Raw genomic sequence first — 25,132 nt, 5'->3', positions numbered from 1 at the left:
TCCGCTCGGGCGCCGGCGCTTCCACCTGATCGCTCGGCGGCCAGGCTTTTCAGTGCAGGGTCTTCCCCTCGGCTCCGGAACTCTCGCGCGCGCCGATCTTCCGGCCGATCAGCCAGAGGGCCGTTCGGATCAGGGAATCCACGGCAGGGTCGCCGTAGGCGGCGCTGTGCTCGCACGCATAGGCCAAGCCGTCGATGACGCCCTCGACCGGATCGTGCGGTTCGGAGATGAGCAGGCTCTTCAGGGAAGTCCGGCCGGCCTCGCCGCGGGCCTCGGCGCGCGCCGCGATGGCGCGCGAGGTCTGCACGGTGGCGCGCAGCTTCTCCGTGAGGTCGTGCAGATCCCTCACGAGATCACGGGTCCGTCTGGCTTCGGAGAGGTCGAACGGCACGGAGGGCTCCCGCCACGCGGCCCGAAAGGTGCCCCGCCTTGGCCTTAGGGTCAATCGCGCGAGAGGCCTCGGCCAGCCCTCATGCCCCGGGGACGAGGAGCGGATAGCAGCGCGCTCCGGCGGCAGCCGCGAGGACCTCGACGGCGCCGACCGTCGAGCCCGATCCGGCCACATGCACCACGTCGGTGGTCCGCAGGGGCGGCACGTGCGCGGTGAGGGGTCCCGGACGCACATCCGGCGGTCGCTGGCGGCTCCGGTCGGCCACGAGGGTAATCCGTCCGATGCCGGTTGCGCGCAGCCAGTCGATGGACGGGCGCATGTAGAGGTCGAGCGGGTCGCGGGCGCCGATGACGAGCGCCATGTCGCGGGCGGGCTCGATGTAGCGCGCGGCCCGCGCCACGGCCCAGACGGGTGCGAAGCCCGCCCCGTCCGAGACGAGGATCAGACGCCCGCCACCCGGCCGGTACTGAGCGCGCCCGACAGGGCCCCGCACCTTGGCGGCGGCGCCGACCGCGATGGAGGCGGCCGGTCCCGGTGCGGCGGGATCGTGCGGAAGGTGGAAGACGAGTTCGTTCAGCTCCGCGGAACCGTCCACGCGCAGGGTCGGGGAGAGGGTCAGCGGCTCAAGCCCATCGAGCGCGAGGACGACCTGATGGCCGGGCTCGAGCGGCAGGCGCCGGGTCACCGTGACCACCACCTCGATCACGCGGGGCGAGAGCGCGCGCATCTCCGTGACCGTGCCCGTGCGCTTGACCGGCGCAGTGGCCGGCACGGCCGGCAACGTGATCGTGGGCTGCGGCCGGGGCAGCGGCAGCTTCGTCATGTCGGGCCGGTGACCGCGTCCGGGCATCCGTCGCGCTGCCGGCGCGGCGTGGCCGGGCGCTGCGGCCCCGTGCATCCCTTGCGGGGACGCGATCATACCCTCGGCGAGCGCGGCCTCCAGAGGCGTATCGCCGGTGGAGACACGCACGGACTTGCCGTTGACGACGAGTGAGCAGCGGGCGCTCATGGTCGTCTCCTGGTTCTTGTCGATGATCGGTGCGGGTCAGCGCTGCGCGTTCAGGATGCCGTCGACGAGCGTCGCCCAGCGGTCGCGGACGGCGCGTGCCTCCTCGCCGACCGGCTCGGGGCCGGTGACGCTCCGCACCGTCGCCCGAAGCTTCGCCGTCTCGCGGCGTTCGGCATCGAGGACCGCCTTCATCACGGTCATCTCGGCCCGCAGGCGAACGAGATCGCCGGGCTCGTCGGAATCCTCGTCCATCGGCGTCGCCGCCGGCGAGGATACCGGGACCGGCACGTGCCGCGCGACGTCGAAGCGGATCGGCCGCGCGATCAGCCGCCGCACGAGGTCGGACCCGCCGCCATCACGTACCCGCCGCGCCACATCGGCCATCACGCGTCTCCCACAGGGCCGGACTCCGCAGACGGACGCCGCGACCGAACCGAGATCCAGTCTTCGACCATCATGGTTAAGGGAGGTTTAAATGCATCGCTCAAGATGCCAGTCACCGCGGCCTGAAGGTTCCGCGAGCCGGCAAAAATAAATCTCGCGCCGCGCCTCCCGCCGTTCCCGCAATCGCGTTGACGCGCCCGGTTGCCCGCCGCATCCTGACCCGGCAGCGCGGCGGTGCTTCGGCAGCGGCCGGGAGGCCGCGACGCGGCGCTGTGCAAACCCCTTTCGCACGACATGGAACGAGCCGCGGCTCGCTCAGGCGCCTGTCTGGGAGCGATCGATGTTGACTGGCCGAAAGGTCCTCATCGTCGAGGACGAGATCCTGATCGCGATGGAACTGATGGACATCGTCGAGGACGTGAACGGGTGCGTGGTCGGCCCCGCGCGCACGAACCGCGACGCGATCCGCCTGATCGAGGCGGAGCGCCTCGATGCCGCCATCCTCGATCTCAACCTCGCCGACGGAGAGGCGACGCCCGCGGCCCACCGGCTCATCGCGGCGCGCATACCGGTGCTCATCTGCACGGCCGGCATCCTGCCGCGCGAGATGCGCCTCGCGTGGCCGGACCTGCCGATCCAGCGCAAGCCGGTCGAGGCCCGCCGACTGGTTGCGGCCCTGGCCTCGCTCTGCGCGCGCGCGCCGGCCTGAATATCAGGCGGCTTCCGGCGCCGCGCCGACGAGTTGGCGGGCCTGATGCATCGTCATCGGCTCGCCGAACGCGTAACCCTGCGCGTACTCGCAGCCGAGTTCGGCCAGCGCCTGCGCGTCGGCCTCCGACTCGGCGCCCTCGGCGATGATGGCGAGGCCGAGCTCGGTCGCCATCTTCACGATCGAGCGCAGGATCACGCTCTTGCCCGAGGCCATCTGGCGGACGAACGACTGATCGATCTTGATCGTGTCGAAGGGGAAGCGCTGCAGGTAGGACAGCGCCGAGTAACCGGTGCCGAAATCGTCGAGCGACAGCCCGGCGCCGAGGTCGTGGATCCGCGCCAGCATCTGGGCGGCATATTCGGGGTTCTCCATCACGAGGCTCTCGGTGAGCTCGAGCTTGAGCGAGCCCGGCAGCACGCCTGAGCGGGCGAGCACGGTCTTCACATCGTGCAGGAGATCGTGCCGGAGAAGCTGGCGCGAGGAGACGTTGACGCTCGCGAAGATCGGCGGCTCGACATCGAGCGAGCGTTGCCAGGCAGCGAGTTCGAGTGCCGTTCGCTCCAGCGCGAACACGCCGAGATTGACGATGAAGCCGCTCTCCTCGGCGATCGGGATGAAGGTCGAGGGCGGGATCCGGCCGAGTTTCGGGTGGTCCCAGCGCAGCAGCGCCTCGAATCCGGCCACCGTGCGATCCTCGAGCCGCACGATCGGCTGGAACAGGACCTTGATCTCGTTGCGCTCGATCGCCCGGCGCAGGTCGCTCTCCAGCATCAGCCGGTCCGAGCGCTCGTTGCGCATATGGGCGCGGAAGACTTCGAGGCGGTCGCCGCCGCCGCGCTTGGCCTGGACCATCGCGATCTCGGCGTTCTTGAAGACCTCCTCGCGCTTCTGCGCCGCCCCGGTCTCGTGCAGCGCGATGCCGACCGAGACGGTGAGGAAGATCTCGCGGTCCGCGTAGGTGATCGGCGTGGCGATCGTCCGCCGGATCATCTCGGCGAAGGCGAGGATCCGGTCGGGATCACGCTCCGAGACCAGGATCACGGCGAACTCGTCGCCTGCGACCCGGGCGAGGGTGTCCTGCGGGCGCAGCAGGCGGCCGAGGCGGCGGGAGAGCGTGAGCAGGATCGAATCGCCGGCCGAGAGACCGATCGCGTCGTTGATGGCCTTGAACCGGTCGATGTCGAGCACGATCACGGTGGGCTTCAGGCGTGGGTCCTGGCTCGCGAAGGCGAGCGCCGCGTCGAGGCGGTCACCAAACAGCTCGCGGTTCGGCAGGCCCGTGAGGCTGTCGTGGACCGCGTCGTGCAGGAGCCGTTCCTCGGCGGTCTTGAGCTCGGTCACGTCGGCGATGGTGCCGACGATGCGGATGACCTCGCCGTCCGAGCCGATCACGGGCCGGGCCTTCAGCCGGTACCAGTAATAGGCACCCGAGGCCGCGCGCAGGCGGAAATCGTGGACGATGCGGCCGCGCCGCTCCTCGATCACCGTGTCGAGGGCCGCGGAGTAGCGCTCGACGTCGAAGGGGTGGAGGAGGTTCAGCCAGTTGGCGGCCGGACCCTCGAGGGCGCCCCGCTTGAGGCCGAGCTGGCCCTCGATCTCCTGGCCGGCGAAGACGCGGTCGCCCGGCACGTCCCAGTCGAACACCACGTCCCCGGCGCCTGTCAGCGCGAGCGCCCGCCGCTCGGTGTCGGAGACGAGGGCGTGGGTGAGGCCGCCACCCGCGAAGGCGTGCTGCATCACCGTGAAGCCGATCAGCATGACGACGAGGACGAGGCCGCCGATCAGCGCCGGCTGCACGAGGTCCGATCCGATCTGCCCCGTGATGGCGAAGCCCGCCGCCACCACCCAGACGAGAAGGAGCGCCCAGGTCGGGACCAGGAGGATCGCCCGGTCGTAGCCGTTATGCGCGGCGAGATAGACGATGAGCAGCAGGCCGACGCCGGCGACCGCTGCCATCGAGATGCGGGCGACGCCCGCCGCCACCGGCGGATCGAACACCGCGAGCCCGACGAGCCCGGCGAGGAAGGCGAGCCAGAAGAAGGCGACGTGGCTGTAGCGCACGTGCCAGCGGGCGAGGTTCAGGTAGGCGAACAGGAAGACGAGGAGCGTGGCGCCGAGGATCGCCTCGGCGGAGGCCCGGTAGACCCGCTCGGCCACCTCGGTGACGGGGAAGACCCGCTGCAGGAAGCCGAAATCGATGCAGGCATAGGCGAGCACGGCCCAGGCGAGCGCGGCCGCGGCGGGGAAGATGATCGCGCCCTTCACCACGAAGATGATCGTCAGGAACAGGGCGAGGAGCCCCGCAATGCCGATGATGATGCCCTTGTAGAGCGTCAGGCCCGTCGACTTCTTGCGGTAGGCTTCTTGGTCCCAGAGGTAGACCTGCGGGATGTTCGGCCCTCTCAGCTCCGCCACGAAGGTGACGGTCGTGCCGGGATCGAGGGTAATGACGAACTGGTCGGCTTCCGGGTTCTCGTCCCGCTCCGGCCGGATGCCCTGGCTCGCGGTGATGGCGGCGATGCGCGAGCCGCCGAGATCGGGCCAGACCACGCCCGAGCCGACGAGGCGGAAATGCGGGGCGACGAGGAGCCGGTCGATCTGCTCGTCGGTGTCATTGGTGAGGGCGAACACCATCCAGTCGGGCCGCGCGCCCGCATCGCGCGCCTTCACCACGATGCGGCGAACGATCCCGTCCTTGCCCGGCGCCGTCGAGATCTGGATCAGGTCGCCGTCCGAGCGGTAGCGCTCGATCATCGGCGTCAGGTCGATCACGGGGGAGTCGAGGGTGACGCGGACCGCCTCGACCGCGCGCGCCGGAGCGCTGAGGAGCAGCGATCCGACGAGAGCCGTGACGAGGGCGGCGAGGACGGTGGCGAGGATGCGCAACGGGCGTGAATTCCGGCCGGGCGGCGGCAACGATACGGCTCAGGTTCCGGGCAGTGGTAAAGGCCGCCCCCGCCAGCGGCAAGGCGAGCAGCCCGGGCCGGGAGAGGGCGCCCACCGCTTCCTGCCGCGACACCGGGGGAGTCGATCGCGCGCTTTTGCGGCCAAAACAAGTTGGGGACGGGAGGCGGATTCCGCTTCCCAGCCGGGGCTCAGGCCGCCTTCAGCTGCGCGGCGACCCGATCGAGACTCGGCAGCTTCGCGATCGGGCCGATCGCGGCAAGGGTCGGCGCGCCCCCGAGGAGCGCGCGACCGGCTGCCCGCACGTGGTCGACCGTGACCGCATCAACCTTGGCGATCACCTCGTCGGAGGGGATCACCCGGCCCCAGGCCAGAAGCTGGCGGGCGTTGCGCTCGATGCGCCCGCCCGGAGTTTCCAGCGCCGTGAGCAGGGCGACCTTGAGCTGCGCCTTGGCCCGGGCGAGTTCAGCCGAATCGAGGTCGCGCGTTGCCCGCACGGTGGCGTCCAGCGTCACCTCGACGAGTTGCGGCAGGTCGCGGGCCGAGGTGCCCGCGCCGATGCCGAACAGGCCGCAATCGGAGAAGGGCCAATGGAAGGCCTGGATCTCGTAGGCGAGACCCCGGGTCTCGCGGACCTCGTGCCAGAGCCGCGAGGTCAGGCCGCCGCCCAGCACCTGCGCGAAGATGTGGAGGGCGTAGTAATCGTCGTGGCGGAAGGAAAGGCCGGGCAGGCCGAGGACGAGGTTCGCCTGCTCCAGGCGGCGCTGCAGGCGCCGCTCGCCGCCGCCATACACGCCCGGCGCCGCCTCGGGCGCGGTCGCGCCCCCGAGGCCGCCGAAATGCCGCTCGGCCGCCGCGACGATCTCGTCGTGCTCGACGGCGCCCGCCGCGGCCAGCACCATCCGGTCCGGCGTGTACTCGCGGGCGAGATATCTCTCGATGGCACCGCCGTCGAAGCTCGCGATCGTCTCGGGGCGACCCAGGATCGGGCGGCCGATCGGCTGGTCGGGGAAGGCCGCCTCGGTGAAGGCGTCGTAGACGACGTCGTCCGGCGTATCCTCGACGGCGGCGTATTCCTGCAGGATCACGCCCTTCTCGCGGGCGAGCTCGTCCGCGTCGAAGACCGAGTTCGTGAGGATGTCGCCGATCACGTCGAGGGCGACGCCGGCATCCTCGCCGAGGACGCGGGCGGTGTAGCTCGTGCTCTCCGCGCTGGTGGCCGCGTTGATCTCGCCGCCGACATTCTCGATATCCTCGGCGATGACCCGGGCCGAGCGGCTGCGCGTGCCCTTGAACGCCATGTGCTCGAGGAGGTGGCTCAGCCCGTGCTCGTCGGCCCGCTCATGGCGGGAGCCCGCGCCGACCCAGACCCCGAGCGTCGCGGTGGCGACGCCGGGCATCGCTTCCGTGGTCACGGTCAGGCCGTTGGCGAGGCGGCTCACCTTCAGGCCGGGGGAGGCTCCGTGCGTCGCGAAGTGCCGGTTCATCGCTCAGGCCCCCTTCGTGATGCGGGCGCGCTCGCGGATGAAGGCCTCGACCGACGCTTGGTCATTGGCGACCCGCGACAGGCGTTCCGGACGATCCATGAGGTCGGCGAGGTGGGGCGGCAAGGCGGGCCGGCCGGCGCCGGTCGCCCTGACGACGGCGTCGGGGAATTTCGCCGCGTGGGCGGTCGCCAGCGCCACGACCGGGGTCGCGGGGTCCTTCTCCAGAAGGCGGCGGCCGGCGCGCACGCCGATGGCGCTGTGCGGATCGAGCACGATTCCGGTCGCCGCGTAGGTCTTGGCGATCTCGTCGGCAACGTCGGGCTCGGGCACGGCAACGGCGTCGAACTCGGAGCGCACGGTGGCGAGCACCGCCTCGTCCAAGGTGAAGCCGCCCGATTGCTTGAGGCCGGCCATCAGTCGGCTCAGGGTCGAGGCGTCGCGGCCGAGGGCCTCGAACAGCAGGCGCTCGAAGTTCGAGGAGATCTGGATGTCCATCGAGGGCGAGGTGGTCGGCTCGACGCCGCGGACCTCGTAGGCGCCATGCTCCAGCGTGCGGGCCAGGATGTCGTTGGCGTTGGTGCCGATCATCAGGCGCCCGACCGGCAGGCCCATGCGCTTGGCGACCCAGCCGGCGAGGATGTCGCCGAAATTACCGGTCGGCACCGCGAAGGAGACGGGCCGGTGCGGCGAGCCGAGCGCCACCGCGCTCGTGAAGTAGTAGACGGCCTGCGCCGCGACCCGGGCCCAGTTGATCGAGTTGACGCCGGACAGCCGCACGGCGTCGGCGAAATCGGCATGCTGGAACATGCCCTTCACGATGTTCTGGCAATCGTCGAAGGTGCCGTCGATGGCGATGGCGTGAACGTTCGCATCCGCCACCGAGGTCATCTGGCGCCGCTGCACCTCGGAGACGCGGCCGTACGGGAACAGCACGAAGACATCGACCTGATCGAGCCCGCGGAATGCTTCGACCGCGGCCGAGCCGGTGTCACCGGACGTTGCCCCGACGATGGTGGCGCGCGCATTGCGGGCGCGCAGCACGTGGTCCATCAGCCGCCCGAGGAGCTGCATCGCCACGTCCTTGAAGGCGAGCGTCGGGCCGTGGAAGAGCTCGAGCAGGAACAGGTTGTCGTCGAGCTGCGTCAGCGGGCAGACCGCCGGGTGGCGGAAGGTGGCGTAGGAGGCCTCGATCATGGAATCGAGGGCCGCGTCGTCGATCTCGCCGTCGATGAGGGGACGCAGGACGCGCTTGGCGGCATCCGCGTAGCGAACTCCGGCGAGCCCGGCGATCTCGCCCCGGCCGATCTGCGGCCAGCTCTCGGGCACGTAGAGGCCGCCGTCGCGCGCAAGGCCGGCCAGCAGGGCATCGGAGAACGAGAGCGGCGCGGCGGCGCCGCGGGTCGAGACGTGAAGCAAAGGGGCCTCCGGAGAAGGCGCTCCCTCTACACGAAGCGGGCGCCCCTGTCGAAGCCGGGTTGCGAGAGGCAGGTCCTCAGAGCGACGTCCCCGGCGCCTTCGTCAGGCGGCAGCCCGTGATGCGCCACTCGCCGTCTGCCTGGCGCTGCAGGCTGTAGGAGGCCGTCCAGTCGACGCCGTAGGCATCCTGGATCGCGACATCCTGTGAGAGGCCGGTCTCGCCATCCTCCCGCGCCTCGCCGAACACGAAGCGGCGGTGTCGGTAGATCGCGCCGTAATTCGTGCGCACCATGCCGATGAACACGTCGGGGGTCGGGAACAGGGCCTGGATCGCCGGGGCGGCGAGCGCATAGGCCGCGGGCGCGTCGTCGCGGCCGAGTGCCTCGACCTGCCGGGTGATCGCGGCACGCGCAGCCTCGCGCGAGGCCTCGTCGGCGGCGAGGGCCGGGAGCGTCAGGAACGCCAGGACGAGACAGAGGATCGCGCGCATCGAAAGCCACTCCGCTCCGGAGGAGAGGAGTGTAAGGCGCGGACCGGCCGCGGCAAGCTCCGCAATTCAGGTCGGCGGGCCGTCCTGAAGGCGCCGCCAAGCATAGACGGAGAAGACGCCGACGAGGCATCCGGCGATGCCGAACCACGTGAACGCGTATTGCAGGTGGTTGTTCGGCAGGTCGACACGCAACTGGCCGCCCCGCGGCCAGCTCGTCTGGCCCGGCACCGCATCCGCCTCGACGAGGACGGGCGCCGCGTCGGCGAGGCCGCGGGAGGCCGCGATCCCCGCGACGTCTCGGTTGAACCACTCGCCGCGAGCAGGATCGGGGGCGGGCACGAACATCGAGCGCGCCTCGCTCGCCCGCAGGATGCCGGTCACCGTGGTCTCACCCTCCACGATCCCGTCCTGACGGTCCTCGGGCCGCTTCAGCTCCGTCGGCACGAAGCCGCGATTGACGAGAACCGGACCGCCCTCTGCCCGCACCAGGGGCGTGATCACGTAATATCCCTGCAGCGCCCGGCCCGGCGTGTCGCCCGCCGCGAGGCCGTGCACCAGGGTCTCTTGATCGTTGAGGAATCGCCCCGTGACGCGCACGTGCCGGAACTCGTCGCGGCCCGCATCCCAAGCACCCGGGGCGGGGAGGGGGCCGGGCTCGGCTTTCGAGCGGGCGACGATACGCCCGATCAGCGCCTCCTTCTCGGTCTTGCGCCCCACCTGCCATGTGCCGAGGCCGAGCAGGATCGCGAGCGCGACGAGAGAGGCGAGCCCCGGCGCGAGAAGATCGCGCCAGGCGGCACGGGGAGCGGCACGGGGAGCGGCCTGCGTCACTGGCGGAAGCGGCCCTCCTCGGCCTTGTTGGCGAATTGCAGGGCGATCAGCAGGCCCTTCAGCGGGCGCACCAGCAACAGGCTGAGGCCGATCGAGAGGGAGCCCGCGACCAGGGCATGGACCCAGATCGGCGGCTCGTAGGTGATCTCGAGGAAGAGGGCGAGCCCGACGACGAGAAGCCCGACGATCGACATGACGAAGAAGGCTGGCCCGTCCGCGGAGTCGAAGCTCGAATAATCGAGGCCGCAGGCCTCGCAGGAGGGGCGCAGGGTCAGGAATCCCTGGAACAGGTGGCCGTCGCCGCAGCGGGGGCAGCGACCGCGCAGGCCCGTCGGGATCGGGGGCGGAAGGCTGTGAGTATGGTCCAAGACGGCTCCTCGGATTCCTGTGTCGCACGCGAGGCCGAGTGGCCGCGTGCCCGCATTCCCCCCACCCGCCGATATGGGGTTTCGGGCGACGGCGCGCATGAAAAAGGGCGGCTTGCGCCGCCCTTCCCCTGCATGCCTTGCATGCGGACCCGGTCAGTGGGCGGCGTGGCCGACGCCCGAGCCCCAGACGTAGATGGCGGCGAAGAGGAACAGCCACACCACGTCGACGAAGTGCCAGTACCAGGCCGCGAACTCGAAGCCGAGGTGCTGCTGGGGGGTGAACTGGCCGGCATAGGCGCGGAACAGGCAGACCGCGAGGAAGATCGTGCCGATGATCACGTGCGCGCCGTGGAAGCCGGTCGCCATGAAGAAGGTCGACGAGTAGATGCTGCCCGAGAAGCCGAAATGGGCGTGGCTGTACTCGTAGGCCTGGCAGGCGGTGAAGAGCACGCCGAGGATGATCGTCAGCCACAGGCCGTATTTCAGGCCCTTGCGGTCGCCGTGCAGGAGGGCATGATGCGCCCAGGTCACGGTGGTGCCGGAGGTGAGCAGGATCAGCGTGTTCAGGAGCGGCAGGTGCCAGGGATCGAACGCCTCGATGCCCTTCGGCGGCCAGACGCCGCCCGTGAACCCAACGCGGGTCGCCTGGATCGGGTCGGCGGTGTAGAGGGCCGCCTCGAAATAGGCCCAGAACCACGCGACGAAGAACATCACCTCGGAGGCGATGAACATCATCATGCCGTAGCGGTGGTGCAGCTGGACGACACGGGTGTGATCGCCGGAATTGGCCTCGTGGACGACGTCCTTCCACCACGAGAACATGGTGTAGAGCACGCCGATCGCGCCGGCGCCGAAGATGTAGGGGCCGACGGCGAGATTGCCGATCGAGAGGCTCTTCATCCAGAAGACGGCGCCGAACGCCATCAGGAAGCCGGAGAAGGCGCCGATCAGCGGCCACGGGCTCGGGTTGAGGATGTGATAGTCGTGATTCTTGGCGTGCGCCTCGGCCCTCTGTCGTTCTCTCCTCACCCCCGGCCCTTCGCCGTTCCCGGCCTAGGCCCTTGTTGTCGCGACCCGGAGGGCGGAACTCTCCGAACCCTCAAGCTTGGAACCCATTAGGTGCGCGGCGTGCCCTTGTCACGCGCACGCGATCAGAAATTCGACTTCTTGCCCGCCTCTCCGCCGGTCGCAAGCGCGGCCGTCGCAGGCGCGCCATTCTTCGAGGGGAAGTAGGTGTAGGAGAGTATCATCTCACTGAGATGGCTCGTGTTGGAATCCTGGCGCATCGCCGGGTCGATGTAGAACACGACCGGGAAGTCCATGGTCTCGCCGGGCTGCAGCGTCTGCTCCTTGAAGCAGAAGCACTCGACCTTGACGAAGTAGCCGCCCATCAGGCCGGGCTGCACGTTGAAGGTCGCGATGCCCGTCGAGGGCGTCGGGCTCGTGTTCGTCGCGCGAAAGAACACTGTCGTCGTCTCGCCGAGGCGCGCCTCGACCTTGCGGGTCTCGGCCTTGAACGACCAGGGCAGGCCGCCGCCGACATTCGTGTCGAAGCGCACGACCATGCTGTCGTCGACGGAGGGAGCCGCAGCGCTCCGGCGGACACCCTGGATCGGCGTCCCGTCGAACCCGGTCGCCTTGCAGAACGCGTCGTAGAGGGGGACCGACGCGAAGGCGAGCCCAGTCATGCCCGCGACGAGAGCGGCGCAGGCGAGCGCCGTGCGGTTGGCTTTCCGGTTCGAGTTATTTTGCGGGTCGGACATGGTTTCCGAGGTCGAAGCTAGAGCGGCCGGTTGAGGACCTGCGGCCCGAGCTTGGCGATGGTCAGGACGAAGAAGATGAGGACCATGGCGCCGAGCGCGAGGGCGATGGCGATGGAGCGCTTGCGGCGGCGGCGCTCCTCCTCCGGAGTCAACGGCCGGTAGCCGGGTAGGGGATCCTGCATCGGGAACTCAAACACTCAGGCGAACGTCACGGGCCGGAACAGGCCGAGCCCCTGCTCGGCGAGGAGCGCCGAGAAGAGCAGGAACAGGTAGAGGATCGAGAAGGCGAACATGCCCATCGCCGCGCGCTTCTCCGCCTCGCCCGCGCGATGGCGGAACACTTGGACGCTGAAGGCCAGCATGCCGAGGCCGCCGAGGGCGCCGACGATCGCGTAGAGCAGGCCGCCGAAGCCGAGGAAGACCGGCGCGAGACCGAGCGGCGCCAGCAGCAGGGTGTAGTAGACGATCTGGCGGCGGGTCGATTGAGGGCCCGCCACGTTCGGCATCATCGGGATGCCGGCCTTGGCGTACTCGCCGGCCTTCACGAGAGCCAGCGCCCAGAAATGGGGCGGCGTCCAGATGAAGATGATCAGGAACAGCACGATCGATTCGATGCCGACCGTGCCCGAGACCACCGCCTGACCGATCACCGGGGGGAGGGCGCCGGCGGCGCCGCCAATGACGATGTTCTGCGGCGTCGCCCGCTTCAGCCACATCGAGTAGATCACGGCGTAGAAGACGATCGTGAAGGCGAGGAGCCCGGCGGCGAGCCAGTTCGCGGCGAGCCCCAGGATCAGGACCGAGCCGACCGACAGGGTCAGGCCGAAGGCGAGAGCCTCGCCGGGCTGGATGCGGCCGTCCGGGATCGGTCGCTTGGCGGTCCGGGTCATCACCGCGTCGATGTCGGCGTCCCACCACATGTTGAGGCAGCCCGAGGCGCCGGCCCCGACCGCGATCATCAGGAGCGAGATAGCGCCGATGGCCGGGTTCACGTGGCCGTGCGAGACCACCATGCCGACCAGCGCCGTGAAGATCACGAGGACCATCACGCGGGGCTTCAGGAGGGCGAAGTAGTCCGGCACGTCACCGCCGACGATCGACGGGGCGTGGGCGAAGCCCTGGGCCTCGGCGCCGACGGGCAGGCTGTTCGTCAGGCTCGTCATGGTACTCGCGGATCTCGGTTCAGGTGGCTCGCTTCGCGCCATCCGCGGCGCCGCCCCTTGCCGGATACCCCCGAAAGCGGGGCCGTGAGGGTATCCGGGAAAGAGCGAGGACCGCCGGGGCGGTCCTCGCGAGGGTTTCTCGACGGATCGGATCCCGACCGTCAGTGGTGGCCCGGCTCGTCGACGATGCGGGGCAGCGTCTCGAACTGGTGGAAGGGCGGCGGCGAGGACAGGGTCCATTCCAGCGTCGTCGCACCCTCGCCCCAGGGGTTGTCCGCGGCGCGGGTCTTCGAACGGAAGGCGAGGACGACGCCGATCACGAAGACGAACATGCCGAGGGCGAAGATGTGGCCGCCCCAGGTCGCGACCTTGTGCCAGCCGGCAAACGCCTCCGGGTAGTCGGCGTAGCGGCGCGGCATGCCGGCCAGTCCCAGGAAGTGCATCGGGAAGAACAGGACGTTCGCGCCGATGAAGGCCAGCCAGAAGTGCAGCTTGCCGGCCCATTCCGGGATGACGTGGCCGGTCATCTTCGGGAACCAGTAGTAGACGCCGGCGAAGATGATGAACACGGCGCCGAGCGAGAGCACATAGTGGAAGTGCGCCACGACGTAATAGGTGTCGTGCAGGTACTTATCGACCGCGGAGTTCGCGAGCACGACGCCGGTGACGCCGCCGACGGTGAACAGGAAGATGAAGCCGACCGCCCAGTGCATCGCGGCGGTGAAGCGGATCGAGCCGCCCCACATCGTCGCGATCCACGAGAAGATCTTCACGCCGGTGGGCACCGCGATGACCATCGTGGCGAAGACGAAGTACGACTGCGTCTGAAGCGAGAGGCCGACCGTGTACATGTGGTGGGCCCACACGACGAAGCCGACGACGCCGATCGCGACCATCGCGTAGGCCATCGCGAGGTAGCCGAACACGGGCTTGCGCGAGAACGTGGCGATGATGTGCGAGACGATGCCGAAGGCCGGCAGGATCATGATGTACACTTCGGGGTGGCCGAAGAACCAGAACAGGTGCTGGTAGAGGATCGGGTCACCGCCGCCGGCCGGGTCGAAGAACGTCGTGCCGAAGTTGCGGTCGGTGAGCAGCATCGTGATCGCGCCGGCGAGAACCGGGAGCGACAGGAGCAGCAGGAAGGCGGTGACGAGCTCGGCCCAGGCGAAGAGCGGCATCTTGTGCAGCGTCATGCCGGGGGCGCGCATGTTGAGGATCGTCGTGATGAAGTTGATCGCGCCGAGGATCGAGCCGGCACCCGAGAGGTGCAGGGCGAAGATCGCGAAGTCGACGGCAGGGCCGGGATGGCCCACGGTCGAGAGCGGCGGGTAGACGGTCCAGCCCGTGCCGGCGCCGCTGGCGCCCGGTGCGCCCTCGACGAAGAGCGAGCAGAGCAGGCTGCAGAAGCCCGCCACCGTCAGCCAGAACGAGATGTTGTTCATGCGCGGGAACGCCATGTCCGGCGCGCCGATCATGAGCGGCACGAACCAGTTGCCGAAGCCGCCGATGAGGGCCGGCATCACCATGAAGAACACCATGATGAGGCCGTGGCCGGTCACGAACACGTTGTAGGTGGCCGGGTTGGAGAAGTACTGCAGGCCGGGCTCCTCCATCTCCATGCGGATGCCGAAGGAGAGGAACGCGCCGATGATGCCGGCGCTGAAGGCGAACAGCAGGTAGAGCGTGCCGATGTCCTTGTGGTTCGTGGAGAGGAACCAGCGCGCGAAGAAGGAGGGTTTGTGATCGGCGTGGGCGTCATGCCCCGCATGTGCTGCGGCGGTAGCCATCGATGCTGACCTTGCTCGTTTCTCGTAATCTCTCGAATGGGTGCGATCGGAGCCGGCCCCGCCGGCCCCGATTGGGCCGGGCCGTTAGCGGGCGTCGGCGAGCTTGGAGCCGTCGTCGATGCGGGCGTACTTGGTCTTCGCCTCGGTGAGCCACTGGGCGTAGGCCTCGTCGCTCACGACGCGGACGGTGATCGGCATGTAGGCGTGGCGCTGGCCGCAGAGCTCGGAGCACTGGCCGTGATAGGTGCCCTCGCGCTCGGCCTTGAACCAGAACTGGTTGAGGCGGCCGGGCACGGCGTCGATCTTGAAGCCGAAGGAGGGCACGGCCCAGGAGTGGAGCACGTCGGCGGCGGTGACCTGGATCTTCACCACCTTGTTCACCGGCACGACCATGTCGTTGTCGGTGCCGAGCAGCTTCGGCTGCTTGTCCTCGTCGAGGTTGGCGTCGAAGGTGAAGCCGCCGCCCTGGTCGGCCGGGTACTCGTACGACCAGTACCAAGCGTGGCCGATGACCTTCACGAGCACGTCGGCCTTCGGGTCGGAGAGCTGCGTGCGCAGAAGGCGGAAGGAGGGGATGGCGACCGCCACGAGGATGAGCACCGGGACGATCGTCCAGGCCACCTCGATCAGGGTGTTATGAGTGGTCTTCGAGGGGGTGGGGTTCGCCTTCGCGCTGAAGCGGAAGACGCAGTAGAGGATCAGCGCCAGCACGAAGAGCGAGATGCCGAGCGAGAGCCAGTGCAGGGCCACCTCGAAGTTCAGGATGTCCCGGGCGTTCTCGGTGACGGGCACCTGGCGGTCCATCTGCCACGGCTCCGGCTGGCCGATGCCGGCCGCGAGCGCCGGGGAGGTCGAGGCCAGGATGGCGCCGAGCGCGGCGCCCCCCCAAGTTGAGCGAGTGTGCGTCTTCGCCGTCCGCATGTGCCTTCCCGTGGCTCCCCTTGGCTTGGCCTCGATGGCCGACCGCGCGCGCCCCGATTGTCCCGGGGTCTGCGCGCTGCTGTCGTGACGTGGTAGGACGTCGGCGGGTGCGTGAACCCGGCCGGCCTCCGATCGCGGTGTCAGACCACAAGGAACGTCAAGGTGCAACCGCAACAGCGTCGCATCGGCTGTTTTCTTAGGCTCGTTCCAGGGTTTCGGGCCGTTTCCGGGCGCTCCCGCCAAGCCGCCTCGGCGCGGGCGGGACACGGCGTCGCACGCGGATCAGGATAGCCGGAGCATCGCCGCACGCCCGTTGCTATATGTCCGCCATCCCTCTCGATCCCGCGACGGACCCGCATGCCGCCCATCGAACCGAGCCCCGCCGCCGAACCCCTCCTGCCCGATCCTGCGATCCGCGTCCCGACGCAGGTCATCGCCTACGAGGAGGCGGAGCCGCGGAACGATGCGCGTCCGCTCGCTGTCGAGACGCCGGTCAATCTCGTCTACGGCAGCGTGCCCTACGCGGTCATGATGACGAGCCCTTCGGACCTGGAGGATTTCGCCTACGGCTTCAGCCTGACCGAAGGCATCGTCGCCTCGGCCGGAGAGATCCGCTCGGCCCGGGTGGAGGAAGGCGAAGGCGGATTGCGGCTCCTCGTGGACCTCGTGCCGGGGCGCCTGCGCGAGCACCTCGCCCGCAAGCGCGCGATCAGCGGGCGCACCGGCTGCGGCGTCTGCGGCATCGACGATCTCGCATCGCTCCCGGTGGCCGAGCCCCGCGAGGCGCCGCGCACCCGGGTCTCGATGCGGGCGATCAGCGCCGCGCTGACCGCGCTCGGCCCCGCTCAGACCCTCAATCGGGAGACGCGGGCCGTGCACGCCGCGGCCTGGGCGCGGCTCGACGGCAGCCTCGTGGCGGTGCGCGAGGATGTCGGCCGCCACAACGCCCTCGACAAGCTGATCGGCGCGCTGATCCGCACCGGCACCGATCCGGCCGAGGGGTTCCTCGTCATCACGAGCCGCTGCTCGTTCGAGATGGTGGAGAAGGCGGCCCATCTCGGGGCGGCGGTGCTGGTGGCGATCTCGGCGCCGACCTCCCTCGCCCTCGACCGGGCGAAGCTTCACGGCATGACGATGTGCGCCATCGCCCGCTCGGACACGCTGACCGTGTTCACGGGCGCCGAGCGCCTGATCCTCGAAGGGACGTGATCGAGCTCACGCCGCCGATCGCATCAGCCGGTCGACGCGTCGCGCCGATAGCCCTCGACGGACGGTTTCGCTCAGTCCGTGCTGCTGGCCTCGCCCGAGGGTCGCGTCACGACGGTTGCACCGCCGATCACGCGGACGTTGCGCTTGCCCTCCGGGGGGTCCTGCCAGCCGGAGGTGCCGGGCTTGTGCTCGGCCTCGGCGGCCTTGACCTCGGGAGCCTTGGGCTCGGAAGCCTTGGCCTCCGCGGGCTTCGCCTCGGCCGGCTTGATCTCCTGCGCCTTCTCGGCGGCTTCCTTCGGCGGCGGCTGCACGGCGGCGGGCGTCTGGGGTGCCGGCGCGGCCTTCGGCGGCTCGGCCGCCGCGACCGGCGCCTCGCGGGTCTCGGGCTTCGCCTGCTCCGGCGCCCTGGGAGCCTCCTTCGCGGCTTCGGCCGGCTTCAGGCTCGGCTGCGGCGCCTCCGGCGCGGTACGGGCCGCCGGCCGCGTCTCGGCGGGCTTGGCCGCCGGGGGAGGCGCGAGGCGCGCCGTGCGGCGCTGAGGCTCGGGCCGGGCCTTCGCGTCCGGGTTCACGCTGAGGGGATTGCCCTCCTGCAGGTCGCGGCCTTGCATGTCGCGGCCTTGCATGTCGCGGCGCGGCGCGGGCGCCCCCTCGATGCGGCCATAGAGTTCCGGCCGGGGCGGCAGGATGCGCCCACCGGGCTGAGGGATATCGGCCGGGGGAACGAGGCGGGCATCGGCCTCGGTCCAGCCGTAGCCGGGCGCCGGCCGCACGAGCCGCGCGACGGGGGCAGCGTCCAGGCGCTGGCGTCCGACGATCGCCCCGTCGCGGGCATCGACGAAGAGGCGCACCCGCGCCCCGTTCGGAGCGAAGGCCTCGACCACGTAATCCTGCCCGTCGAAGCGTGGCCGCGAGAACCCGCTGAAGCCGCGATCGGTGAGGCGCCATGCCACGGCGCGCGGCGAGAGAATCGCGTCCTCGTAGAGGTATTGCGCCTGCGCGGCGCCGGCCGTCAGCAGGAGGGCGCCTGCCGCGAGCCCCGCCCGAAGGTGGCGGGCGATCTCCTGCGCAGTGCCGTTGGCTTGCCCGTGGGCTCGTGCCGCCATGTCGCCTCGTCCCGTTGCTGTCGGGGGCGACCTCTCGGCCGGGGTCAGGGTGCCGCGCCCGTGTTCGGACGTCGCGCCCGGCGCGTGCCGAAGGCCCGCTTGTCCCGCGGGTCCTTCGGCTGTCCCGGCGAGGTCGTTGCCCCGCATGCCGCTTGTGCTCGGCAAGACTTTGTTAACGCAAGGATTGGGGCGAGATTGCGGGCCGATCCGGGCGAGACCCGTTCGAAGCTTGCCGTCGAGATGCGGCGTTTGATCTCCGTCCCGCAGGGGCGCCATGCGCCGGATTCGCGCGTTCACGCCTGCGCAGCCCCTTGCTGGAACGGTTGAAATCTGTCACGTTCCAGCGTTAGGACAGTATGACTGTCCCATTTTTCGGTTGGGCGCGCCTCCTGGGAACAAGACCCGGCGGGCTGGGGATTTCGGCACGTGACGATCGTGACGTCGAAACGAGATCTGAAGCCGGTCGCCATCGCGGCGATCCGGGCCCACGCCGGCTGAGCGGAGCCGGCGTCGAGCCCGCGGGTTGGCGGGCGCTTCCTCACCGAAGACCCGGCTGAACCCGACGAAAATGTTACCTGGACCCGGCATCGGTTGATGGCCGGGCACGAAACATGCTCGCATGCGGGCAGGGTCGGCAGACGAGGGATGAAGAGCGTGGCTGCATCTGAAGGCTTCGGGACCGTTCCGGCATCCATCCCGGCCACCCGTGATACTGGCAAGCCGCTGACGGTGCGCGACCCGGCCCTGCCGAAGGCGCAAGGGTCCTACGATCCCGCCCAGGAGCGCGACGCCTGCGGCGTCGGCTTCGTCGCGGACATGCACAACCGCCAGAGCCACGCGATCGTCCAGCAGGGCCTGAAGATCTTGGAGAACCTCGACCATCGCGGCGCGGTCGGCGCCGATCCGACGATGGGCGACGGTTGCGGCATCCTCGTACAGATCCCGCACGCCTTCTTCGCGGAGGAATGCTCGCGCCTCGGCTTCGAGCTGCCGGCCGCTGGCGAGTACGCGATCGGCCAGTTCTTCATGCCGCAGGAGGCGGATGCGCGCCGGACGATCGAGGAGATCGTCGAGAAGGCGCTCGCCGACGAGGGGCTGCCGCTCATCGGCTGGCGCGACGTTCCGGTCGATTCGGAGGATCTCGGCGCCGCCGTGCGCAAGACCGAGCCGCATCACCGCCAGGTCTTCATCGGCCGTCCCGCGTCGATCGCCGACGCCGATGCGTTCGAGCGGCGCGTCTACGTCGCCCGCAAGGTGATCTCGGGCAAGGTCTACGGCGCGCAGGACGAGCGCCTGATGGAGTTCTACCCCGTCTCGGTGTCGAGCCGGACCATCGTCTACAAGGGCATGGTGCTGGTGCACCAGCTCGGGCGTTACTTCCTCGACCTCAAGGACGAGCGTTTCGTCTCGGCGCTGGCGCTCGTGCACCAGCGCTTCGCCACCAACACCTTCCCGACCTGGCGCCTGTCCCACCCCTATCGGATGGTGGCGCATAACGGCGAGATCAACACGCTGCGCGGCAACGTGAACTGGATGGCCGCCCGCCAGGCGAGCGTCGATTCGGAGCTGTTCGGCAACGACATCTCGAAGCTCTGGCCGATCTCCTACGAGGGCCAGTCCGACACGGCCTGCTTCGACAACGCGCTCGAATTCCTGGTGATGGGCGGCTACCCGCTCGCCCACGCGATGATGATGCTGATCCCGGAAGCCTGGGCCGGCAACCCGCTGATGAGCGAGGAGCGGCGCGCCTTCTACGAGTATCACGCCGCCCTGATGGAGCCGTGGGACGGGCCGGCCGCCGTCGCCTTCACGGATGGCCGCCAGATCGGCGCCACCCTCGACCGCAACGGTCTCAGGCCCGCCCGCTACCTCGTCACCGACGACGGGCTTGTCGTGCTCGCCTCCGAGATGGGCGTGCTGCCGATCCCCGACGAGAAGATCGTCCAGTCCTGGCGCCTGCAGCCGGGCCGGATGCTGTTGATCGACCTGGAGAAGGGCCGCATCGTCTCGGACGAGGAGATCAAGGGCGAGCTCGCCGCCGCACATCCCTACCCCGAGTGGCTGAAGAACACCCAGATCGTGCTGGAGGACCTGAAGCCCGTCAGCCCGCGCGCCTCGCGCTCGGACGTGTCGCTCCTCGATCGCCAGCAGGCCTTCGGCTACAGCCAGGAGGATCTGAAGCTCCTGATGCAGCCCATGGCCGTGACCGGCCAGGAGGCGGTCGGCTCGATGGGCTCCGACACGCCGCTCTCGGCGCTCTCGGACAAGCCGAAGCTCCTCTACACCTACTTCAAGCAGAACTTCGCGCAGGTGACCAACCCGCCGATCGACCCGATCCGCGAGGAGGCCGTGATGAGCCTCGTCTCGTTCATCGGGCCGCGGCCGAACCTGCTCGACATGGAGGGCGCCTCCCGCAAGAAGCGGCTCGAGGTCCGCCAGCCGATCCTGACGAACGGCGATCTCGAGAAGATCCGCTCGATCGGCCATTTCGAGGACCGCTTCGACACGAAGACCCTCGACATGACCTACCCCGCCGAGACGGGCGCGGCCGCCATGGAAGGCGCGCTCGACCGGCTCTGCGACCGGGCCGAGGTCGCGGTGCGCGGCGGCTACAATATCATCATCCTGTCCGACCGCGCGGTCGGCCCGGACCGGATCCCCATCCCGGCGCTGCTCGCCACCGCGGCCGTGCACAATTACCTGATCCGCAAGGGGCTTCGCACCTCGGTCGGCCTCGTGGTCGAATCGGGCGAGCCACGCGAGGTGCACCATTTCGCGTGCCTGGCCGGCTACGGCGCCGAGGCCGTGAACCCCTATCTCGCCTTCGAGACCCTGATCGCGATGAAGGACGAGTTCCCGCCGGACCTCACCGACGACGAGATCGTCTACCGCTACATCAAGTCGATCGATAAGGGCCTTCTGAAGGTCATGTCCAAGATGGGCATCTCGACCTATCAATCCTATTGCGGCGCGCAGATCTTCGACGCGGTCGGCCTCAACTCCGATTTCGTGGCGCGCGACTTCTTCGGCACGGCGACCACCATCGAGGGCGTCGGCATGGCCGAGGTCGCCGAGGAGACGGCCCAGCGCCACTGCGACGCCTTCGGCGACGCGCCGGTCTACCGCAACGCCCTCGATGTTGGTGGCGAGTACGCCTACCGGCTGCGCGGCGAGACCCACACCTGGACGCCCGACACCGTGGCCACGCTGCAGCACGCGGTCCGTCTCGGCGTGCCCGAGCGCTACCGCGAATACGCGCGCCTCGTGAACGAGCAGGAGAACCACCTCAAGACGCTGCGCGGCCTGTTCCGGATCAAGGGCGCCGACGAGATCGGCCGGAAGCCGATCGACCTCGCCGAGGTGGAACCGGCCTCCGAGATCGTGAAGCGGTTCGCCACCGGCGCCATGTCGTACGGCTCGATCTCGAAGGAGGCGCACGAGACGCTGGCGATCGCCGTCAACTCCTTCGGCGGCCGCTCGAACTCGGGCGAGGGCGGCGAGGAGGTGGAGCGCTTCAAGCCGCTCCCCGACGGGCGCTCGCGCCGCTCGGCCATCAAGCAGGTGGCCTCGGGCCGGTTCGGCGTCACGACGGAGTACCTCGTCAACGCCGACATGATGCAGATCAAGGTCGCGCAGGGCGCCAAGCCCGGCGAGGGCGGCCAGCTGCCCGGCCACAAGGTCGACGCCAAGATCGCCAAGGTCCGCTACGCCACACCCGGCGTCGGCCTGATCTCGCCGCCGCCCCATCACGACATCTACTCGATCGAGGATCTGGCCCAGCTCATCTTCGACCTGAAGAACGTGAACCCGGCCGCCGACGTCTCGGTGAAGCTCGTCTCCGAGGTCGGCGTCGGCACGGTCGCGGCGGGCGTTGCCAAGGCGCGGGCCGACCATATCACGATCTCGGGGTTCGACGGTGGCACGGGTGCTGCCCCGCTCACCTCGATCAAGCACGCGGGCGGCCCCTGGGAGACGGGTCTCGCCGAGACGCAGCAGACGCTCGTCCTCAACAACCTGCGCGGCCGCGTGGCGCTGCAGGCGGACGGGGGGCTTCGCACCGGCCGCGACGTGATGATCGCCGCGCTCCTCGGGGCCGACCAGTTCGGCTTCTCGACCGCTCCGCTCATCGCGGCGGGCTGCATCATGATGCGCAAGTGCCACCTGAACACCTGCCCGGTCGGCGTCGCGACCCAGGACCCGGTGCTGCGCAAGCGCTTCAAGGGCACGCCCGAGCACGTGGTGAACTACTTCTTCTACGTGGCCGAGGAGGTGCGCGAGCTCATGGCCGCGATGGGCTTTGCCAAGCTCGAGGATCTGGTCGGGCGCTCCGATCTCCTCGACAAGGTGGAGGCGATCGCCCACTGGAAGGCGCGCGGCCTCGACTTCTCGAAGCTGTTCCACCGTCCGCAGGTCGGGCCGGAGATCGCGATCCGCCACGTCGAGACGCAGCACCACCCGATCGAGCACGTGCTCGACCGGCGCCTGATCGAGGGGGCCCGGCACGCCATCGAGACCGGCGAGGCGGTGACGCTGCGCGACACGATCCGCAATTCGGACCGGGCCGCGGGCGCCATGCTCTCGGGGCTCGTCGCCAAGGCGCACGGCCATGAAGGCCTGCCCGACGACACCATCGTGGTGAAGCTCTCCGGCACCGCCGGCCAGAGCTTCGGCGCCTGGGTCGCGGCGGGCGTCACGATCGAACTGACGGGCCACGGCAACGACTACGTCGGCAAGGGCCTGTCCGGCGGCAAGCTGATCATCCGGCCGAGCGACGAGCTGAAGGCGTCGCCCAGCCGGACCATCATGGTCGGCAACACCGTGCTCTACGGAGCGATCGCGGGCGAGTGCTACATCCGCGGCTCGGCGGGCGAGCGCTTCGCCGTGCGCAATTCGGGTGCCATCGCGGTCGTCGAGGGCATGGGCGACCACGGCTGCGAGTACATGACCGGCGGCGTCGTGGTGTCGATCGGCGAGACGGGGCGCAACTTCGCGGCCGGCATGTCCGGCGGCATCGCCTACGTGCTCGACGAGGACGGCTCGTTCTCGGCGCGCTGCAACCTCTCGATGGTCGACCTCGAGCCCGTGGAGGAGGAGGACGATCTGATGCGCCGCTTCCACCAGGACGGCGACCTCGAGACCAAAGGCCGCGTCGACATCCTGGCCGACATGTCCGGCCACGACGAGGAGCGGCTCTCGCAGCTCATCACCAACCACCTGAAGTATACGGGCAGCCCCCGCGCGCAGGAGATCCTCGACAATTGGTCGGCCTATAGGACCAAGTTCGTGAAGGTGATGCCGGTGGAGTACCGCCGGGCGCTGCGCGAGATGGAGATGGCCCGCATGCCGGTGGCGGCGGAATAAGAACGACAGAGGCGGCCGGCGCGGAAGCCGGCCGCTCCGATCAGGGCGACGACGCAAGGGGGCCGGATCGGGTGATCCGCCATCCCAGGGACGGATCGATGGGCAAGGTCACAGGCTTCCTCGAATACGACCGGCAGGAGCAGAAGTATCAGCTCGCCGCCGACCGGGTTCGGCATTTCCGCGAATTCACGCTGCCGCTCGACGAGCACGACCTGAAGAAGCAGGCGGCGCGGTGCATGGATTGCGGCATCCCGTTCTGCCACGGCCCGACCGGCTGCCCGGTCCACAACCAGATCCCGGACTGGAACGACCTCGTCTTCCAGTCGGATTGGGAGGAGGCGATCCGCAACCTCCACTCGACGAACAACTTCCCCGAATTTACCGGCCGCGTCTGCCCCGCCCCCTGCGAGGAGGCGTGCACGCTCAACCTCGAGAACCAGCCGGTCGCGATCAAGACGATCGAGCAGGCCATCGCCGACCGCGCCTGGAACATGGGCTGGGTGAAGCCCGAGCCTGCCGAGACGCGCACCGGCAAGCGCGTGGCGGTCGTCGGCTCGGGCCCGGCCGGCATGGCGGCGGCCCAGCAGCTCGCCCGCGTGGGCCACGACGTCCACGTCTTCGAGCGGGAGCCGAAGGCGGGCGGCCTGCTCCGCTACGGCATCCCCGACTTCAAGATGGAGAAGCGCCACATCGACCGGCGCGTGAAGCAGATGGAGGCCGAGGGCGTCGTCTTCCACTACAACCAGAATATCGGCGTCACGAAGTCGGTCGAGGAGCTCACCGCCGAGTTCGACGCGGTGCTGTTCGCGGGCGGCGCAGAGGACCCGCGCAACCCTCAGCTGCCGGGCCAGGAAATGGAGGGCGTGCACTACGCCATGCCCTACCTCGTCCAATCGAACCGGCGCGTCGGCGCCGAGCCGATGCCGGGCAACGGCGAATTGCCGATCTTGGCGAGCGGCAAGAACGTCGTGGTGATCGGCGGCGGCGACACGGCCTCGGACTGCGTCGGCACCGCCTTCCGCCAGGGCGCGCTCTCGGTGACCCAGCTCGACATCCGCCCGCGCCCGCCGGAGCGCGAGGACAAGCTGACCGTCTGGCCCTACTGGCCGACCAAGATGCGCACCTCCTCGAGCCAGGCCGAGGGTGCCGAGCGCGAGTTCCAGGCGGCGACGCTGCGGCTCGAGGGCAAGAAGGGCAAGGTCACGGGCGTCGTCTGTGCCCGGGTCGATGCCAAGCGCCAGCCGGTCGAGGGCACCGAGTTCGTGCTCCCCGCCGATCTCGTCTTCATGGCGATCGGCTTCGCGGGCTCGGTGCGCAAGGGCCTGCTGGAGCAATCCGGCGTGGCCATGGACAAGCGCGGCAACGTGACGGCGAACGAGAACGATTACCGCACCTCGCACGAGAAGATCTACGCGGCGGGCGATATGCGGCGCGGCCAGTCCCTCGTGGTCTGGGCGATCCGGGAAGGCCGCCAGGCCGCTCGCTCGATCGACGAGGCGCTGATGGGGTCGAGCGTCCTGCCGCGCTGATATAAGGGAAGCGGGCCGTTTCGCGCTGGCCCGATCGCCTGTTGGGGCAAGGCGGATCCCGGTTCGCGGGACGGATCGGCGCCGGATCAGACAGGTGGAGCGTGGCCGGCGCCTGAGGCGCCGGCCACGCTCGTTTCGTGCGGGCGGAGCCCGGATCGGGAGCCGCTCAGGCCAGGAAGGTGCCGTCGTCGACGGCGGCGCGCCCTTCGTAGAACCCGTATTGCAGGTAGTGCGTCATCGGGTTGATTCCCGCCGATGCGACGTCGCCATTGGCGGCAAGGTAGCCCGACGTGTCGAAGTT

The 25,132-nt window shown here is 69.5% G+C and carries 20 protein-coding genes; 4 read left to right on the top strand and 16 right to left on the bottom strand.

The annotated features are described in order from the left end of the window. Window positions 1-49: 49 nt before the first annotated feature. The 3 genes from E1J50_RS01260 to E1J50_RS01250 all read right to left on the bottom strand — a co-directional run bounded on the left by E1J50_RS01260 (window position 50) and on the right by E1J50_RS01250 (window position 1,784). Window positions 50-391, bottom strand: coding sequence for a hypothetical protein (locus E1J50_RS01260; protein ID WP_132249590.1), 342 nt, complete (start codon window positions 389-391; stop codon window positions 50-52). A gap of 79 nt (window positions 392-470) precedes the next feature. Beyond that, window positions 471-1,400, bottom strand: a complete 930-nt coding sequence (locus E1J50_RS01255; RefSeq protein WP_132249588.1) for a ferredoxin reductase domain-containing protein — start codon at window positions 1,398-1,400, stop codon at window positions 471-473. 36 nt (window positions 1,401-1,436) lie between these two features. Then, window positions 1,437-1,784 carry a hypothetical protein gene (locus E1J50_RS01250; RefSeq protein WP_132249586.1) on the bottom strand — a complete coding sequence of 116 codons (348 nt, stop codon included), beginning with the start codon at window positions 1,782-1,784 and terminating at the stop codon, window positions 1,437-1,439. Window positions 1,785-2,124: 340 nt separating this feature from the next. On the opposite strand from E1J50_RS01250, the gene E1J50_RS01245 reads away from it, so the two are divergent. After that, a complete protein-coding gene (locus E1J50_RS01245; protein WP_132249584.1) occupies window positions 2,125-2,493 on the top strand; it encodes a response regulator in 369 nt (122 codons plus the stop codon). A 3-nt stretch (window positions 2,494-2,496) separates the two neighbouring features. Here E1J50_RS01245 and E1J50_RS01240 read toward each other — a convergent pair whose 3' ends face one another. From E1J50_RS01240 to coxB, 12 genes are all read right to left on the bottom strand, one after another. Beyond that, a complete protein-coding gene (locus E1J50_RS01240; RefSeq protein WP_132249582.1) occupies window positions 2,497-5,382 on the bottom strand; it encodes an EAL domain-containing protein in 2,886 nt (961 codons plus the stop codon). Between the two features lie 209 nt (window positions 5,383-5,591). After that, window positions 5,592-6,887 carry a M16 family metallopeptidase gene (locus tag E1J50_RS01235; protein ID WP_132249580.1) on the bottom strand — a complete coding sequence of 432 codons (1,296 nt, stop codon included), beginning with the start codon at window positions 6,885-6,887 and terminating at the stop codon, window positions 5,592-5,594. A 3-nt stretch (window positions 6,888-6,890) separates the two neighbouring features. Next, window positions 6,891-8,303, bottom strand: a complete 1,413-nt coding sequence (gene thrC, locus E1J50_RS01230; protein WP_132249578.1) for a threonine synthase — start codon at window positions 8,301-8,303, stop codon at window positions 6,891-6,893. A gap of 76 nt (window positions 8,304-8,379) precedes the next feature. Continuing rightward, window positions 8,380-8,793: a DUF4864 domain-containing protein gene (locus E1J50_RS01225; RefSeq protein ID WP_132249576.1), complete on the bottom strand. Its 414-nt coding sequence runs from the start codon at window positions 8,791-8,793 to the stop codon at window positions 8,380-8,382. Between the two features lie 66 nt (window positions 8,794-8,859). Then, window positions 8,860-9,624 carry an SURF1 family protein gene (locus tag E1J50_RS01220; protein WP_132249574.1) on the bottom strand — a complete coding sequence of 255 codons (765 nt, stop codon included), beginning with the start codon at window positions 9,622-9,624 and terminating at the stop codon, window positions 8,860-8,862. Beyond that, entirely contained in the window at window positions 9,621-9,992 is a 372-nt protein-coding gene (locus E1J50_RS01215) for a DUF983 domain-containing protein (protein WP_245516384.1), read from the bottom strand. The genes E1J50_RS01220 and E1J50_RS01215 overlap by 4 nt, the downstream gene beginning before the upstream one ends. 153 nt (window positions 9,993-10,145) lie before the next feature. Continuing rightward, window positions 10,146-11,021 (bottom strand): cytochrome c oxidase subunit 3, encoded by an 876-nt coding sequence (locus E1J50_RS01210; protein WP_132249570.1) that lies wholly within the window; start codon window positions 11,019-11,021, stop codon window positions 10,146-10,148. A 122-nt stretch (window positions 11,022-11,143) separates the two neighbouring features. Continuing rightward, on the bottom strand, window positions 11,144-11,755 hold the full coding sequence (locus E1J50_RS01205) for a cytochrome c oxidase assembly protein (RefSeq protein ID WP_132249568.1): 612 nt from the start codon (window positions 11,753-11,755) through the stop codon (window positions 11,144-11,146). Between the two features lie 17 nt (window positions 11,756-11,772). After that, on the bottom strand, window positions 11,773-11,937 hold the full coding sequence (locus E1J50_RS27070; RefSeq protein ID WP_165937747.1) for a hypothetical protein: 165 nt from the start codon (window positions 11,935-11,937) through the stop codon (window positions 11,773-11,775). A 15-nt stretch (window positions 11,938-11,952) separates the two neighbouring features. Beyond that, a complete protein-coding gene (locus tag E1J50_RS01200; RefSeq protein ID WP_132249566.1) occupies window positions 11,953-12,918 on the bottom strand; it encodes a heme o synthase in 966 nt (321 codons plus the stop codon). Window positions 12,919-13,079: 161 nt separating this feature from the next. Next, window positions 13,080-14,708 (bottom strand): cytochrome c oxidase subunit I, encoded by a 1,629-nt coding sequence (ctaD, locus tag E1J50_RS01195; protein ID WP_132249564.1) that lies wholly within the window; start codon window positions 14,706-14,708, stop codon window positions 13,080-13,082. 84 nt (window positions 14,709-14,792) lie between these two features. Further along, a complete protein-coding gene (coxB, locus tag E1J50_RS01190) occupies window positions 14,793-15,629 on the bottom strand; it encodes a cytochrome c oxidase subunit II (RefSeq protein ID WP_132249562.1) in 837 nt (278 codons plus the stop codon). A 357-nt stretch (window positions 15,630-15,986) separates the two neighbouring features. Between coxB and fdhD the strand changes: the two genes are divergently transcribed. After that, complete coding sequence (gene fdhD / locus E1J50_RS01185) at window positions 15,987-16,838, top strand: formate dehydrogenase accessory sulfurtransferase FdhD (RefSeq protein ID WP_132249560.1); 852 nt, start codon at window positions 15,987-15,989, stop codon at window positions 16,836-16,838. Between the two features lie 71 nt (window positions 16,839-16,909). On the opposite strand, the gene E1J50_RS01180 is transcribed toward fdhD, so the two are convergent. Then, window positions 16,910-17,941 (bottom strand): hypothetical protein, encoded by a 1,032-nt coding sequence (locus E1J50_RS01180; protein WP_245516383.1) that lies wholly within the window; start codon window positions 17,939-17,941, stop codon window positions 16,910-16,912. A gap of 645 nt (window positions 17,942-18,586) precedes the next feature. On the opposite strand from E1J50_RS01180, the gene gltB reads away from it, so the two are divergent. Both gltB and E1J50_RS01170 read left to right on the top strand, forming a co-directional pair. Beyond that, the gene (gene gltB, locus E1J50_RS01175; protein WP_132249558.1) at window positions 18,587-23,302 is read left to right on the top strand and encodes a glutamate synthase large subunit; all 4,716 of its coding nucleotides are present in this window, start codon (window positions 18,587-18,589) and stop codon (window positions 23,300-23,302) included. Between the two features lie 98 nt (window positions 23,303-23,400). Continuing rightward, on the top strand, window positions 23,401-24,831 hold the full coding sequence (locus E1J50_RS01170) for a glutamate synthase subunit beta (RefSeq protein WP_132249556.1): 1,431 nt from the start codon (window positions 23,401-23,403) through the stop codon (window positions 24,829-24,831). The last annotated feature ends 301 nt before the right edge of the window (window positions 24,832-25,132 follow it).

The sequence above is a fragment of the Methylobacterium segetis genome (assembly GCF_004348265.1).
GTDB lineage: Bacteria > Pseudomonadota > Alphaproteobacteria > Rhizobiales > Beijerinckiaceae > Methylobacterium > Methylobacterium segetis.
Note: the sequence above shows the minus strand (reverse complement) of the source record. Positions and strands in the feature narration are given on the sequence as shown.

What these genes read in the sequence shown, in the direction of transcription:
- ctaD (WP_132249564.1), bottom strand. Translation starts at nt 14,708, where the DNA reads ATGGCTACCGCCGCAGCACATGCGGGGCATGACGCCCACGCCGATCAC.
- coxB (WP_132249562.1), bottom strand. Translation starts at nt 15,629, where the DNA reads ATGCGGACGGCGAAGACGCACACTCGCTCAACTTGGGGGGGCGCCGCG.
- E1J50_RS01200 (WP_132249566.1), bottom strand. Translation starts at nt 12,918, where the DNA reads ATGACGAGCCTGACGAACAGCCTGCCCGTCGGCGCCGAGGCCCAGGGC.
- fdhD (WP_132249560.1), top strand. Translation starts at nt 15,987, where the DNA reads ATGCCGCCCATCGAACCGAGCCCCGCCGCCGAACCCCTCCTGCCCGAT.
- E1J50_RS01250 (WP_132249586.1), bottom strand. Translation starts at nt 1,784, where the DNA reads ATGGCCGATGTGGCGCGGCGGGTACGTGATGGCGGCGGGTCCGACCTC.
- E1J50_RS01235 (WP_132249580.1), bottom strand. Translation starts at nt 6,887, where the DNA reads ATGAACCGGCACTTCGCGACGCACGGAGCCTCCCCCGGCCTGAAGGTG.
- E1J50_RS01255 (WP_132249588.1), bottom strand. Translation starts at nt 1,400, where the DNA reads ATGAGCGCCCGCTGCTCACTCGTCGTCAACGGCAAGTCCGTGCGTGTC.
- E1J50_RS01180 (WP_245516383.1), bottom strand. Translation starts at nt 17,941, where the DNA reads ATGGCGGCACGAGCCCACGGGCAAGCCAACGGCACTGCGCAGGAGATC.
- E1J50_RS27070 (WP_165937747.1), bottom strand. Translation starts at nt 11,937, where the DNA reads ATGCAGGATCCCCTACCCGGCTACCGGCCGTTGACTCCGGAGGAGGAG.
- gltB (WP_132249558.1), top strand. Translation starts at nt 18,587, where the DNA reads ATGAAGAGCGTGGCTGCATCTGAAGGCTTCGGGACCGTTCCGGCATCC.
- E1J50_RS01225 (WP_132249576.1), bottom strand. Translation starts at nt 8,793, where the DNA reads ATGCGCGCGATCCTCTGTCTCGTCCTGGCGTTCCTGACGCTCCCGGCC.
- E1J50_RS01205 (WP_132249568.1), bottom strand. Translation starts at nt 11,755, where the DNA reads ATGTCCGACCCGCAAAATAACTCGAACCGGAAAGCCAACCGCACGGCG.
- E1J50_RS01170 (WP_132249556.1), top strand. Translation starts at nt 23,401, where the DNA reads ATGGGCAAGGTCACAGGCTTCCTCGAATACGACCGGCAGGAGCAGAAG.
- E1J50_RS01245 (WP_132249584.1), top strand. Translation starts at nt 2,125, where the DNA reads ATGTTGACTGGCCGAAAGGTCCTCATCGTCGAGGACGAGATCCTGATC.